The 13,395-nt window shown below is 72.7% G+C and carries 10 protein-coding genes; 6 read left to right on the forward strand and 4 right to left on the reverse strand.

Annotated elements, in window-relative coordinates:
- Window positions 1-36: 36 nt before the first annotated feature.
- Window positions 37-906, reverse strand: coding sequence for a TetR/AcrR family transcriptional regulator (locus AC3EUV_RS02390; RefSeq protein WP_432140665.1), 870 nt, complete (start codon window positions 904-906; stop codon window positions 37-39).
- Between the two features lie 205 nt (window positions 907-1,111).
- Between AC3EUV_RS02390 and AC3EUV_RS02395 the strand changes: the two genes are divergently transcribed.
- The 3 genes from AC3EUV_RS02395 (at window position 1,112) to AC3EUV_RS02405 (ending at window position 6,047) form a co-directional block, all read left to right on the forward strand.
- Window positions 1,112-3,175, forward strand: a complete 2,064-nt coding sequence (locus AC3EUV_RS02395; protein ID WP_432140666.1) for a SpoIIE family protein phosphatase — start codon at window positions 1,112-1,114, stop codon at window positions 3,173-3,175.
- 96 nt (window positions 3,176-3,271) lie between these two features.
- A complete protein-coding gene (locus tag AC3EUV_RS02400) occupies window positions 3,272-4,672 on the forward strand; it encodes a glutamine synthetase family protein (protein WP_435602003.1) in 1,401 nt (466 codons plus the stop codon).
- Between the two features lie 85 nt (window positions 4,673-4,757).
- The gene (locus AC3EUV_RS02405) at window positions 4,758-6,047 is read left to right on the forward strand and encodes an MFS transporter (RefSeq protein WP_435602004.1); all 1,290 of its coding nucleotides are present in this window, start codon (window positions 4,758-4,760) and stop codon (window positions 6,045-6,047) included.
- Between the two features lie 70 nt (window positions 6,048-6,117).
- Here the strand turns inward: AC3EUV_RS02405 and AC3EUV_RS02410 are convergent, their stop codons facing one another.
- Window positions 6,118-6,813 (reverse strand): L,D-transpeptidase family protein, encoded by a 696-nt coding sequence (locus AC3EUV_RS02410; RefSeq protein ID WP_435602006.1) that lies wholly within the window; start codon window positions 6,811-6,813, stop codon window positions 6,118-6,120.
- Window positions 6,814-6,844: 31 nt separating this feature from the next.
- On the opposite strand from AC3EUV_RS02410, the gene AC3EUV_RS02415 reads away from it, so the two are divergent.
- Together AC3EUV_RS02415 and AC3EUV_RS02420 are read left to right on the forward strand one after the other, a co-directional pair.
- Complete coding sequence (locus AC3EUV_RS02415) at window positions 6,845-7,057, forward strand: hypothetical protein (RefSeq protein ID WP_435602007.1); 213 nt, start codon at window positions 6,845-6,847, stop codon at window positions 7,055-7,057.
- 467 nt (window positions 7,058-7,524) lie between these two features.
- Entirely contained in the window at window positions 7,525-8,922 is a 1,398-nt protein-coding gene (locus tag AC3EUV_RS02420; protein WP_432140671.1) for an NADP-dependent succinic semialdehyde dehydrogenase, read from the forward strand.
- Window positions 8,923-9,087: 165 nt separating this feature from the next.
- Here AC3EUV_RS02420 and AC3EUV_RS02425 read toward each other — a convergent pair whose 3' ends face one another.
- The gene (locus tag AC3EUV_RS02425) at window positions 9,088-11,232 is read right to left on the reverse strand and encodes a SpoIIE family protein phosphatase (protein ID WP_432140672.1); all 2,145 of its coding nucleotides are present in this window, start codon (window positions 11,230-11,232) and stop codon (window positions 9,088-9,090) included.
- A gap of 333 nt (window positions 11,233-11,565) precedes the next feature.
- Between AC3EUV_RS02425 and AC3EUV_RS02430 the strand changes: the two genes are divergently transcribed.
- The gene (locus AC3EUV_RS02430) at window positions 11,566-11,997 is read left to right on the forward strand and encodes a DUF2000 family protein (protein ID WP_435602008.1); all 432 of its coding nucleotides are present in this window, start codon (window positions 11,566-11,568) and stop codon (window positions 11,995-11,997) included.
- Between the two features lie 60 nt (window positions 11,998-12,057).
- On the opposite strand, the gene AC3EUV_RS02435 is transcribed toward AC3EUV_RS02430, so the two are convergent.
- Complete coding sequence (locus AC3EUV_RS02435; RefSeq protein WP_435602009.1) at window positions 12,058-13,281, reverse strand: metallophosphoesterase; 1,224 nt, start codon at window positions 13,279-13,281, stop codon at window positions 12,058-12,060.
- Window positions 13,282-13,395: the final 114 nt, after the last annotated feature.

A 13,395-nucleotide genomic window follows, 5' to 3' on the forward strand; every position in this document is an offset into this window, starting at 1 on the left:
TACGGGTGGGTGCCTCGGGCTCGGCGGAAAGCGGCGTCAGACCGTGGGGGCCGGGGTGAGTTCGCTTGCCACGAAGGCGAGCAGCGCGGTGTGCATGGTGTCGGGGCCGGTGCTGTCCGGAGCGGTGGCGAGTACCTGGGTGGCCAGCCCGTCGATCAGCGCGGTCAGCCGGAGCGCGGTGAACTCCGGATCGACGGTGCGGAAGACGCCCTGGTCGACGCCGCGGCGTACGACCTCGGCGACGGTGGTGCGCCACTGCCGGTAGTAGTGCTCATGCAGCCGCCCCACGGCGGTGGAGCGGGCCGCCTGGGCCCACAGGTCGAGCCAGACCAGCCACTGGCGGCGCTGCTGCTCGGTGCGCGGGATCTGGAGCGCGATCAGCTGGAGCAGCTCGGCACCGGCGTCGGGGGCCGCGGCCGACTCCGCGGCGCGGCGCGCGGTGTCCTCGTCCATGCACCAGCGCACCGCCGCTTCCAGAAGCTCGTCGCGGCCGGGGAAGTGGTAGTGGACGGCGGCCGGGCTGGTGCCGCAGGCGGCGGCGATATCGCTGACCCGTACGCCGTGGAAGCCGTGCTCGGCGATCAGCCGGACGGTCTCCCGTACGAGCTGGAGCGGCCGGCCGCCCTCGGGAACGGCGGCCGGTTCGCGGCCGGCCGGCGCCGCGGGCCGCTCCGGGGCGCCGAGCAGCCAGCCGGTGTCGACCGCCCCGATATCGGCGATCCGCACGATCTCGGCCAGCGTGAAGCGCCGGGTGCCACCCAGCGACCTGGACAGCTTCGAGGGGTCCATCACGATCCGCCGGGCGAACTCGCGCTGGCTGCATCCGAGCCGGCCGATCACCTGCCGGACACGGTCCGTGACCTCTCCGGCGTCGTCGGTGACCCGGTCTCCGGTGGTGTCCTCCATGGTCCGGGACCGTAACAGCGCGTTGAGAACATCGCAACGGTGAAGGGGAGGGTGCAGGAGTATGGGCTTGGTAAGACTGGGTTCAGGGTGCGAGGGCATGGGAAACCTGAGAGGAGAGTCAGTGATGCGGCGGCCGCTGCCGCTGTGGCCGCGGATAAATGGGCTGGGCACGCCGCAATCCGGGTGAATGTGGCAAAGTGACGTCATGGCTGACCGGGGAGCGAAGCGGCCCACCGTGTCGGTGCCGGACGACTGGCCCGCCCACCCGGACCTGACCCTGGCCCTCAACGGCATGGGCGGCTTCGACTGGGACCTCGACAGCGGGCTGATGCATATGGACCCGCCCGCCCTCGAGGTCTTCGACATGCTTCCGGCGGAGTACGACGACCGTCCGGCCACCCTCAACAGACGCGTCCCGGCCCATGAGGCGGCCCGTCTGGATGCCCTGGTCGCCCGGGCGCTCAAGGACGGCAGCGACTCCTACGGCGCCTACTTCCGGGTCCGGCTGCGCGATGGTGAGCTGCGCTGGACGCACAGCCAGGGCAGCATCCGCCGGGACAGCACCGGCCGGCCGCGCCGGATCATCGGGGTGGTCCGCGACGCCAGCCACGAATACACCCACGCGGCGGAGCGGCTGGCCGGAGACGAGGAGCGCCGGCGGCACACCAGCGTCGTCGAGCGCACCACCGCCGCTCTGGCCCACGCCAGGACGGTCGGTGAAGTGATCGCGGTGCTCGCCGATGAGCAGGGGCTGAGCCGGCTGGGGGCGGAGAACGTGATCCTGGGCCTGGTAGAGGCGGGCCGCATCCGGCTGATCTCCGAGGGCAAGGCGGGCAGCTTTGTGCCCGACCTCGAATACACGCGGGTGGGCGACGAATTCCCGATGAGCGAAGTCGTCCGCACCCTCACCCCGCGCTATGTGGGCAGCCGCGCGGAATTCCGGCACAAGTGGCCCCGGCTGTGGCCGGCCATCGAGCCGCTGAACGTCAACTCCGCCGCCTATCTGCCGCTGATCGCGCAGGGCCGCCCCATCGGGGTGATCGGCCTGTTCTTCGAGCGGGAGAGCGACTTCCGCGACCAGGAGCGCAACGTCCTGGTGGCGCTCGGCAGCAGCATCGCGCAGAGCTTGGCCCGCGCCATGCTCTACGACCAGGAGCACGATCTCGCCGCCGGCCTCCAGCAGGCCATGCTGCCGCGCCGGATCCCCGGTATCCCCGGCGCCCAGATCGCCGTCCGCTATCGCTCCGCCCGGATGGGCCGGGACATCGGCGGCGACTGGTACGACGTGATCCCGCTGCCCGACGGCCGGGTCGCCGCCGTCATCGGCGACGTCCAGGGCCATGACACCCAGGCCGCGGCGCTGATGGGCCAGCTGCGGATCGTGCTGCGCGCCTACGCCGCCGAGGGGCACGCCCCCGCCACCGTCATGGGCCGCGCCTCCGCCTTCCTCAACGAACTGGACACCGACCGCTTCGCCACCTGCACCTACGTCGACGCCGACCTGAGCACCGGCTCGGCCCGGATCGTCCGGGCCGGCCATATCGACCCGCTGCTGCGGCACGCCGAGGGCATCTGCCGCCGGCTTCCGGTGGCCGGCGGGCTGCCGCTCGGTATCGCGTCCGAATTCCGGCGGCTCGACTACCCGGTCACCACGGTCCAGCTCGCCCCCGGCGACACCCTGCTGCTGTGCACCGACGGCATCGTGGAACAGCCCGGCACCGACCTCGACATCGGGATGCGGGAGCTGGCCCGCGAGGTCCGCGACGGCCCCCAGGACGTCCAGCAACTCGCCGACCGGCTCTGCGAATCGGCGGGCGGCCGGACCGGCGAGGACGATATGGCGCTGCTTCTGCTGCGCCGGCTGGGCGCCCCGGAGCACGACATCGTCGGACGGTTCCGCCAGCACATCGCGCCCGCCGACCCCGATGGGCTCTCCGCCGCCCGGCACATGATCCGGGCCGCCGTGCGCGCCTGGGGCGCGGCGGACCGCGCCGAGGAGATCGAACTGGTCGCCGACGAGCTGATCACCAATGCGCTGCTGCACACCGATGGCGAGGCCGTCGTCAACATCCGTATGCCGCACAGCGTCGGGCGGCTGCTGCGGCTGGAGGTCGAGGACCACTCCAGCAGCCTGCCGCGACGCCGGGAACCGGGCGAGGCCGGCGTCTCCGGCCGCGGTCTGCTCCTCGTGGACCGGCTGGCCGATGTCTGGGGTGTGGAACCGCGCGGCAGCGGAAAGTGCGTATGGTGCGAGTTCGACTGCTCCTGACCGGCCGGCGCCGAGCCGGACCGGCACGGGCGGTCAGCGGGCACGAGTACGGGTACGGGTGCCGGGGCTTCGGCACGGTCGAGTGAGGACGGCTCTATGGGAACGCGGGCTGCGGAACAGCGCCAGGAAGCCCGCCAGTTGGCGGCACGGCTGGAGGCGGAAGGCGTCCGGAACGTGGCGCTGACCTGGGTGGACAACGCAGGCGTCACCCGCGTCAAGACCATCCCGGTGCAACGGCTCGCGGCCGCCGCGGAGCGCGGCGTCGGGATGTCGCCCGTCTTCGACGTCTTCACCTCCGACGACACCATCACCGAATCCGAGCACCTCGGCGGGCCCGACGGTGACCTGCGGCTCTTCCCCGACCTGGACCGCGTCACCGTACTCGCCGCACAGCCCGGCTGGGCCTGGGCGCCGGTGGACCGCTTTGACCAGCTCGGCCGGCCGCACCCCGCCTGCCAGAGGCAGTTCGCCCGGCGGATGGTGGAGCGGGCCGGCGCGGCCGGGCTGGAGCTGCGGATGGGCTTCGAAACGGAGTGGGTGGTCACCCGCGCCCCGGACGGGCCCCAGCAGGCCGCCACCGGCCCGGACGAGACCTTCGACTACCCCTGCGCGGGCCCCGCGTACGGCATGACCCGGGTCGTGGAACTCTCCGACTACCTCCGCGATGTCACCGAGGCGCTGACCGTCCAGGGCATCGACGTCCTCCAGCTCCACCCCGAGTACGCGCCCGGCCAGTTCGAGGTCACCACCGCCCCGGCCGACCCCGTCCGCGCCGCCGACGACGTGGTGCTGGTCCGCGAGACCGTCCGCGCCGTCTCCGTCCGGCACGGCCTGCGCGCCTCCTTCGCCCCGTCGTTCGTCGCCGGCCAGGTCGGCAACGGCTGCCACCTCCACCTCGGTCTGTACCGCGACGGCGACAGCCAGCACCGCACGCCGGACGCCTCATGGGGCCTGGCACCGGACGCGGTGGCCTTCCTCGGCGGCGTCCTGAACGCGCTGCCCGCCCTGCTCGCCATCGGCTGCCCCTCGCCCGCCAGCTATCTGCGGCTTCAGCCCTCCCACTGGGCCGGCGTCTACCAGTGCTGGGGCGTGGAGAACCGGGAGGCGGCGCTGCGCCTGATCACCGGCGCCCCCGACGACCCGGACGGCGGCCATGCCGAGGTCAAGACCTTCGACGCCGCCGCCAATCCGTATCTCGCGGTCGGCGCGGTCCTCGCCGCCGGGCTGCACGGCATCGAGACCGCGGCTCAGCTGCCGGCACCGCACGCCGGCGACCCCGGCACCCTCGGCGTCCGCGAACGCGCCCGGCGCGGCATCGTACGGCTCCCCGCCACCCTCACCGAGGCGGCCGACCGGCTGGAGAAGTCCGCCCCGCTGTACGAGGCGATGGGCGAGGTCCTGCACGGCGCGGTGCTCGCGGTCCGGCGCGCCGAGGAGGCCCACTTCGCCGGCTGCGAGCCGGAGGAGATCGCCGCGGCTACCCGGTGGCGGTGGTGAGGCGGACCGGCCGTACGCTCCGGCCGTAAGGGGCAAGCGTCCGGAGCGCCTCTTCCCGCCCCGGGGCCCACCGCGCCCCCGTCACATGCTTTACTGCCGCGTGCCCCCTACAACGACCTCCGACAAGAGCGAAATACCGCTGCGCTCCCGGATCTTCGCCGATCTGACCCCGCTGCGTACCTCCCCGGACTACCGCCGTCTCTGGTGTGGCAACACCGTCTCCTGGATGGGCCAGCAGATGACCGCGCTCGCGGTCTCCCTCCAGGTCTATGCCCTCACCCACTCCACCTTCGCCGTCGGCTTGGTGGGTCTGTGCTCCCTGGTGCCGCTGGTCATCTTCGGGCTGTACGGCGGCGCCATCGCCGACACCGTCGACCGCCGCAAACTGGGCCTCTACAGCGCCCTGGGCGCGACCGTGCTGTCCCTGGCGCTGGCCGCCGCCGCGCTGGCCGGATACCACCGGGTCTGGCTGCTCTACACCGTTGTCGCCTGCCAGGCCGTCTGCTTCGCGATGAACTCACCGGCCCGCACCTCGATGATCCCGCGGCTGCTGCCCGCCGAGCAGCTGCCGGCCGCCAACGCCCTCAACTCCCTGACCGGCAACCTCGGTCTGATGGGCGGGCCGATGCTGGGCGGCGTCATCGTCGGGCTGTGGGGCTATCAGACCGCGTATCTGATCGATGTGGTGGCCTTCAGCGGCTCGCTGTACGCGATGTGGCGACTGCCGTCCATGCGACCCGACCAGGGGGAGGGGCCGCGGCGCCGGGCCTCCGTACTGGACGGCCTGCGCTTTCTCGCCACCCGCCCGAATCTGCGGATGACCTTCTTCTCCGACCTGGCGGCGATGGTGCTCGCCCAGCCGCGCGCACTGTTCCCGGCGGTCGCGGTGCTCTGGTTCGGCGGGGACGCCAAGACCGTCGGCCTGCTGGTCGCCGCGCCCGCGGTGGGCGCCGTATTGGGCGGGCTGTTCTCCGGCTGGCTCGGCGGGATCCGCCGGCACGGCCTGGCCATCCTGATCGCGGTGGCCGCCTGGGGTGCGGCCATCGCCTGCTTCGGGCTCTCCCGGAACTTGTGGCTGGGGCTGTTCTTCCTGGCCGTGGCCGGCTGCGCGGACACCGTCTCGATGGTCTTCCGCAGCACCATGCTCCAGGCGGCGACGCCGGACGCGATGCGCGGCCGGCTCCAGGGCGTCTTCATCGTCGTGGTCGCCGGCGGCCCCCGCCTCGGCGACTTCCTCACCGGCTCGGCGGCCGACCTGACCTCCCCGGCCACCGCGATCATCGGCGGCGGCCTGGCCTGCATCCTGACCGTCACGGCCCTCGGCCTGGGCCGCCGCGCCTTCGCCCGCTACGACGCCCACGACCCACAACCGTGAGGGGGGCCGCCGGCGGGACAGGACGCCAAATTCCCCGCCGTACGCCGCGCCCTTCGCCCCGCCGCCCCGGTCAGTAGCGAGTCAGTGCCGTCGCCCCGGACGCCGTCCCGATGGCCATATGCGGATGCGCGGACGGCCGGACCCAGGACAGGATGCGCGCCATCGCCCCGGCCGGTACGGACACACAGCCGGCCGTGGCGCCCTTCCCGTGGACATGGAGGAAGATTCCGGCTCCGCGGCCGCGCACCGAGTGGTGGTAGTTGAAGCTGATGACCAGGGCCCGGCTGTACTGCGTCGGGTAGCCGGCCAGCCGCTCGGACTCGGCGGCCGCGCAGTCGGGAGGCAGCGGGTCCACCCAGCGGTTGTAGGAGGCGGAGGCGTTGTCCTCGCACCACCAGGAGTGAGCGCCGACCCTGCGGTACGGGATCGTGGTGCCGGACGGTGCCGGGGCGGTCCCGAAGCCGAACGGCAGGTCGTAGAGGCCGGTCGGGGTGGTCGAGGTGCCCTGCACCCGGCTGCCGCCCTCGGCCAGTCCGCCGGCTCCGAAGCGGGCCGGCGCCGAACCCCGTTGCTGCCAGCGGCCGTTGTGGCGCTGCCACCACTGCACGGTCCCCGTGGTGGCGCCGAGGGTGGCCGCCCGGGCGGTGATCAGCTGGGAGCCGCCGCCGGTGTCGGCCATGGCGGCGGGGAGGGGGACGCCGGGGGCGGGGGAGACGGCGGGTGGCGCGGCCGCCACACCGGGGGCGGCAGGCGCACCCAGCGCCATACCGACCGCCGCCAGCAGGGCCGTGGCCGCGATGCCTGGCCCGCTCCGGGCCCTCGCGCGCAGCGTCGCCGCCCCGCCCCCGAACCCGCCGCGGGCCCTCCCCGGCAGCGCCCCGCCCCCGAGCCCGCCGCCGGCCCCCGCCAGGCGCGTCCTCGTCCTCGTCCCCGTCCTCGTCCTCGACCTCGACCTCGTCCTGGTCCTTGTCCCTGTCCCGGTCCGCGTCATGGGCATGACCGCACGGTAGGGCGTGACCGATGTGCCCGGCGACGCCCGATCGGGTCATATACGCCGTGCCCCGCCCGCGCGCAACCCGTCCGCGGCAATCCGCCGTGCGCCGGGGCCATGGACGGGCGAAACTCGGGTACGGGGGCTGATGTGCCACTAGCCGTCTCATTCTGGAGGCCCGCAGTGCAGCGGCAACCGTATACGTGCAGTGCGCGCACGCTCGACCGAGATCCGCAGCCCACACCGGATCCGGGGGGACCACCGCCGAACCCCGTCCCGGACCCGCTCCCCGGCCCGCCGGTCCCGCCCGCGCCGCCCGAACCCATCCCGCCGGAACCGTCGCCGATACCCCGTCCGCCCGGACCCGATCCCGACCCGGTCCCGGAGCCGTCCCCGGCTCCTTCGCCGCTCTCCTAGGAGCCGCCCGGCCTTTCGCCCCGTATACCGCGGGTACCACGTCCCCGCACCACAGAGGAGGTGCTGATCATGGCCATCGCCACGGTCAACCCGGCCACCGGCGAGACCCTGAAGACCTTCGACGCGCTCAACGCGGGCGAGATCGAAGATCATCTGGTCCGGGCGGAGCAGGCCTTCCAGGAGCACCGGACCACGAGCTTCGCCCGCCGCAGGGAACTGCTCCTCGCGGCCGCCGACCTGCTCGAGGCCGACCAGGACGGCATCGCCCGCACCATGACCACGGAGATGGGCAAACCGCTGGCCCAGGCGCGCGCGGAGGCCGCGAAGTGCGCCAAGACCATGCGCTGGTACGCCACCCACGCCGAGGAGCTGCTCGCCGATGAGCACCCCGACCCCGCCGATGTGAGCGACTCCGGCGCGCGCCGCGCCGTGGTGCGCTACCGGCCGCTGGGCACCGTGCTCGCGGTGATGCCCTGGAACTTCCCGCTCTGGCAGGTCGTACGGTTCGCCGCGCCGGCCCTGATGGCGGGCAACACCGGGCTGCTCAAGCACGCCTCGAACGTTCCGCAGACCGCCCTCTACATCGAGGAACTCTTCCGCCGCGCCGGCTACCCCGAGGGCTGTTTCCAGACCCTGCTGATCGGGTCCGGCGCCGTCGAGGACATCCTGCGCGACCCGCGGATCGCCGCCGCGACCCTCACCGGCAGCGAACCGGCCGGCCGCGCGGTGGCCGCCGTCTCCGGCGACGAGGTCAAGAAGACCGTCCTGGAACTCGGCGGCAGCGACCCCTTCCTCGTGCTCCCCACCGCCGACCTCGACAAGGCGGCCCGCGTCGGCGTCACCGCCCGCGTCCAGAACAACGGGCAGTCGTGTATCGCGGCCAAGCGGTTCATCGTGCACGAGGACGTCTACGACGCGTTCGCCGAGCGGTTCACCGGCCGTATGGCCGCGCTGACCGTCGGCGACCCGATGGACGAGAACACCGAAGTCGGGCCGCTCTCCAGCGAACAGGGCCGCTCCGACCTGGAGGAGCTCGTCGATGACGCGGTCCACAAGGGCGCCATCGCCCTGTGCGGCGGACAGCGGCCACCGCAGCACCGCGCGGGCTGGTTCTACGAGCCGACGGTGCTGTCCGGTGTCACCCCCGAGATGCGCATCCACCAGGAGGAGGCGTTCGGTCCGGTCGCCACGCTCTACCGGGTCGCCGACCTGGACGAGGCGGTGCGGGTCGCCAACGACACGCCGTTCGGGCTCAGTTCCAACGCCTGGACCCGGGACCCCGAAGAACAGGACCGGCTCGCCCGCGATCTTCAGGCCGGCGGGGTCTTCTTCAACGGGATGACCGCCTCCCACCCGGGCCTCCCGTTCGGCGGCGCCAAGCGCTCCGGCTACGGACGGGAGCTCTCCGGGCACGGCATGCGGGAGTTCTGCAACATGACGACGCTCTGGTACGGGCCGGAGGACTGAAACCCTCTAAGGCCGGCACGGGAGTTGGCCCCCGTGGTGCGTCTGCCCGGGCGCGGTTTTCGCCGGGGACGTGAGCGGGTACTTTCCGGTTAGGCCGAGTCGTCCAACGGCCAGGTTGGTCGGCTCGGCCCCCTGTGGCCCGAATGGCCTGCCCCGCACGGGAATTCAGTGCGTCAGATCCGCCGTGTCCGGCACCGCGAACTCGCACCACAGGGCCTTGCCCGCGCCCCGCGGCTCCGCGCCCCATTCGTCGGCGAGCGCCTCGACCAGCATCAGGCCCCGGCCGGAGGTGGCGGTCTCGCCGGGGCTGCGCCGCCGTGGCCACCGGCTGGAGCGGTCCTCGACCTCCAGCCGGATCCGGCGCGGGGTGCCGGACAGCAGCTCCACGGAGACCAGGGCGCCGCTCTCGGTGTGCGTCAGCGCGTTGGCGATCAGCTCGGAGGCGGCGACCTCGATGTTGTGCATCACGGCGCCCGCGCGCCACTGGTCCAGGGTGCGGCGCAGCGCCGAGCGGACCTCCGCGGCGCCCGACGGGTCGGCCTGATGGACATGCAGCCGCAGCCGCGGGGTGGTGGCGCCCCCGGGGCCGGGCAGCCGGTGCAGCAGCAGGAGGGCCATATCGTCCTCCGAGCCGGGATCGGCCCACAGATGGTCCGAGAGCCGGTCGGCGAGCGCCTCCAGGTCCGCGGGCCCGGCGCGGACCGCGGCGGACAGCGCGTCGATACCGGCGGAGATGTCCCGGCCGGGCTGTTCCACCAGGCCGTCGGTGCACAGCAGCAGCGTCGATCCCGGCTCCAGGAACAGCTGGGTCTCCGGGAAGTGGTCGTGCCCGAAGTGTGTGGCCAGGCCCAGCGGCAGTCCGCCGCGGACCTCGGGCCAGTCGATGTGCCGGGAGCTGTTGCTGATCAGCGGGCCGAGGTGGCCGGCCCGCGCGACGTGCAGCGCCCCGGATTCCAGGTCGGCCTGGATGTACGTACATGTCGCGAAGCGCTCGGTGTCCAGCTCGGCCAGGAAGCGGGAGGCCCGCACCAGCACGGTCTCCGGGGAGTGGCCCTCGCTGGCGTAGGCGCGCAGCGCGATCCGCAGCTGGCCCATCACGGCGGCCGCATGGGTGTCGTGGCCCTGCACATCGCCGACCACCAGCCCGGTCCGCCCCTGGGGCAGCGCGATCACGTCGTACCAGTCGCCGCCGATGTCCCGCCCGACGCTCGCCGGGTGATAGCGCACGGTGACCGCGCCGCCCGTGAGGGGCGGCAGCCGGCGCGGCAGCATCGTCGCCTGAAGCCCCGTCGCGAACTCCCGCTCCTGATCGAAGAGGGTCGCCCGCTGCACCGACTGCGCGACGACACCGGCCAGCGCCAGCGCCAGGTTCCTGGCCTCCGGCGACTGCACCGCCGGTTCGGCGTTGAACAGCCCCAGCGCACCGATGACGGTGTCCTGCGCGACCAGCGGCAGGAACGCCGCGCTGCCCGTCGGCAGCACATCGGTGTACGGGCGCAGCCGCGGATAGCGGGCGATCAGCTCGCCACGGCTGCTGAGGAAGATGGAGTGCCGGGAGCGCGCCGCGTCGGCCAGCGGCAGGGTGTCGTCCAGCCGTGAGGTCATCATGTCGTCGGGCACCTCGCCCTCCAGCCCGGCGGTGGCGATGATCTCGAACTGGTCGTTCTCGACCAGCCCCAGGACCAGCCCGTCCGCGCCGAACCGCCGGGCCCCACCGGCTCCGGTGAGCACCCGGGTGACATCCCTGACGGACAGCGCACGGGCCAGCGCGGCGGTGGTGTGCTGCACCATCACGGTCTGCCGCTGCCGCTCCTGCTGGAGCGAACGCAGCAGCGCGGAGTCCGCCAGCTCGCTGGTCGCCTCCCGGACGATGCCGATGATCCGGTACGGCTTGCCGTCCGCGTCGTGCAGAATCCGCCCCTGCGAGTGCGTCCAGCGCTGGGTGCCGTCGCGGCACTGGAGCCGGAAGTAGGCGCCGTACGACGACTGGCCGTCCTGGAGGGCCTGGGAGAGCGCCTCGTCGAGCCGTAGCCCCTCCTCCGGCGGCACCCGGGTGACCAGGGACATCGGCGCGCCGTCGTATTCGTCCGGGCGGAGGTCGAAGACCTCCATGGCACCGGCGTCCAGGTCCATGGACCCGCGGTCCAGATCCCAGTCGAAGGTGCCCATCCGGTTGAGGGAGAGCCGCTCGCGCAGTCCGACGGGCTCCCGGTGCGACACCCCGGAGGCGTCCTCCGCGACATGCCGCCACGCCCGGTCGGCCCGGGGGTCATAGTCCTTGTCGGACGGTTCCAGGGGCGGGCCGGTCATGGTGCGCCGTGTCTCGTGACCCCGCCGCGGGGGACGTACGGGCCCGCTTCCCGCGGGCGGCGGCGCATCGGGACGGCGGCCCGCGACCCCGCGCCGAGCACCCCTCGTGCCCTCGGTCGCGGGCCGTTGACCGGGGCCGATATCCACCGGAACGCGGCCATGCGAACACCCTAGGCGCGGGCCGCAGGCCCCGCATTTCCGGTACGCCGGGAAGGCCGGGCCGGCCGGGAGCGCCGACCGGCACCCGTCGTGACACGTCGTTCTCGCCCTGACCAGCGAGGACGCCAAGAACGTACAAGAAGGCGGGACGGGGCGGGCGGCACTCTCGGAGGCATGACGAACGAGAACACCGCCGTACGTTTCGAGACCAAGATCGCCGTGCTGCTGCGCGAGGACCTGGAGCCCTGGCAGCGGCTGAATGTGACCGCGTTCCTGGTCAGTGGCCTCGGCTCCGAGATCCCCGAAGTCATCGGGGTGCCGTACGCCGATGCCGACGGCACCCCGTACCTGCCCATGTTCCGCCAGCCCGTCCTGGTCCTCGAAGGGACGAAGGAAAACCTGACCGCCGCGCACGGCCGCGCCCTGTCCCGCGCGCTTCCCCGGTCGGTGTTCACCTCCGACCTCTTCGTCACCGGGAACGACCGGGACAACCGCGCGGCGGTGCGGGCGGTACCGAAGGACCGGCTGGACCTGGTGGGTCTCGCCGTGTACGGACCGCGCAACGCGGTCGACAAGGTGCTCAAGGGCGCCCGTATGCACCCCTGAGCACCGCTGGACACCCGTGTACGCCGTCCCGGGGGCGCGCCCCCGGGACGACTGCTGTCGTCAGGCGTGCGCCCCGGCCGGGGCCGCCACCGGGCGGGTCTGGCGGGTGCGGTGGGCCAGGGTGGCCTTCCGGGTCGCCACGTCGACGGTGTACGCGTCGATGGTCAGCCGGGCGCCGGACACCTTCAGCACCATGAATCCGTGGTCGGAGAAGTTCTGCCAGGCCGCCGGGTGCCCGAAGTGTGCCGTGCCGTCCTCCGTCTTGGCCGACGCACCGCACACCACCTGCCGGGTGCCGCCCGTACGGGCCGTCGGCTCCAGGATCTGAAGCGTGTGGTCATGACCGGACAGGATCAGATCGGCCCGTCCGCAGACCACGTTCTCGTACATGTCCTTGAGGTGGACGCCGCTGGTGTAGTTGCCGATCTCGAAACCGTCGTAGGAACCGGCGCTGCCGTGCTTGCCGTTGTTGAGGTACGGGTGATGGCCGATCACCACCTTCCAGCGGGCCCGCGAGGCGCGCAGCGCGCCGTCCAGCCAGCTCCGCTGCTCGCGCATGTACGGCCCGTCCCAGCGGTAGTGCGGGTCGAGCTGGGCCACGTACGACGACCAGGGGATGGTGTCGATGGCGAAGAACTCCACCAGCGGATCGGCGGCGGGCAGCGGCACGCTGTAGTAGCGGCTCGGCATGTACCAGCGCCGTGAGGTGGCGGCGTAGGCGACCTCGCGGTCACCGCGGGACGGGTCGCCGCCGCTGCCGGGGATCAGCCCCGAGCAGTCGTGGTTGCCCAGCACCATCAGCCAGGGCACATCGATACCGCTGTTGGGCTTCTCGAACTTGTCCTGGAACTCCGAGTCGTCGTCGGATTCCGGCCCGTTCTCGTAAATGTTGTCGCCGAGGCCGACCGCGAGGCCGATCCCCTCGGTGCGGCAGAGGTCCCGGGCGGCGGCCGCCACCGCGTACTGGGCCTCGTCCCCCGTCCCCGCGTCACCGGTCACCAGAACGGCGAACTCGCCCTTGCCATTGGGGTGTTCGGGGAACGGAAAGGCTCCCGGACCCCCGAGGCGGGGTGCGGCGGACGCGGGCGACTGGGCCGGCGAAGGCAGTACCGCGAGCGCCGCACCGGCCATCGCACCGCCCAGCAGGGTCCGCCGGTTCACCCACTGCGGAACGCGCCCCGTCGTCCGCATCGACGGCCCCCCGGCCGTCGCCTCCGACCCGGCCCGCAGCCACTCCCGCTCGGTCATATCCGCCTGCGGCGGGATCAGTTCGTCATCACACATGTCTGGTTTTCTCTCATGCTCGCCGGAGGCGATGGTGACGAAAAGATGAAGCGGAAGTGGACGTATGGCGATCGGCAGCCGCAATGCTACGCGTCGGTAACTACCCGTATTCCG

Source organism: Streptomyces sp. bgisy130, assembly GCF_057708345.1.

Coding starts and splice junctions, on each gene's coding strand:
- AC3EUV_RS02410 (WP_435602006.1), bottom strand. CDS start 6,813: ATGGCGCTGGGTGCGCCTGCCGCCCCCGGTGTGGCGGCCGCGCCACCC.
- AC3EUV_RS02390 (WP_432140665.1), bottom strand. CDS start 906: ATGGAGGACACCACCGGAGACCGGGTCACCGACGACGCCGGAGAGGTC.
- AC3EUV_RS02415 (WP_435602007.1), top strand. CDS start 6,845: ATGCCTGGCCCGCTCCGGGCCCTCGCGCGCAGCGTCGCCGCCCCGCCC.
- AC3EUV_RS02430 (WP_435602008.1), top strand. CDS start 11,566: ATGACGAACGAGAACACCGCCGTACGTTTCGAGACCAAGATCGCCGTG.
- AC3EUV_RS02400 (WP_435602003.1), top strand. CDS start 3,272: ATGGGAACGCGGGCTGCGGAACAGCGCCAGGAAGCCCGCCAGTTGGCG.
- AC3EUV_RS02405 (WP_435602004.1), top strand. CDS start 4,758: ATGCTTTACTGCCGCGTGCCCCCTACAACGACCTCCGACAAGAGCGAA.
- AC3EUV_RS02435 (WP_435602009.1), bottom strand. CDS start 13,281: ATGTGTGATGACGAACTGATCCCGCCGCAGGCGGATATGACCGAGCGG.
- AC3EUV_RS02395 (WP_432140666.1), top strand. CDS start 1,112: ATGGCTGACCGGGGAGCGAAGCGGCCCACCGTGTCGGTGCCGGACGAC.
- AC3EUV_RS02420 (WP_432140671.1), top strand. CDS start 7,525: ATGGCCATCGCCACGGTCAACCCGGCCACCGGCGAGACCCTGAAGACC.
- AC3EUV_RS02425 (WP_432140672.1), bottom strand. CDS start 11,232: ATGACCGGCCCGCCCCTGGAACCGTCCGACAAGGACTATGACCCCCGG.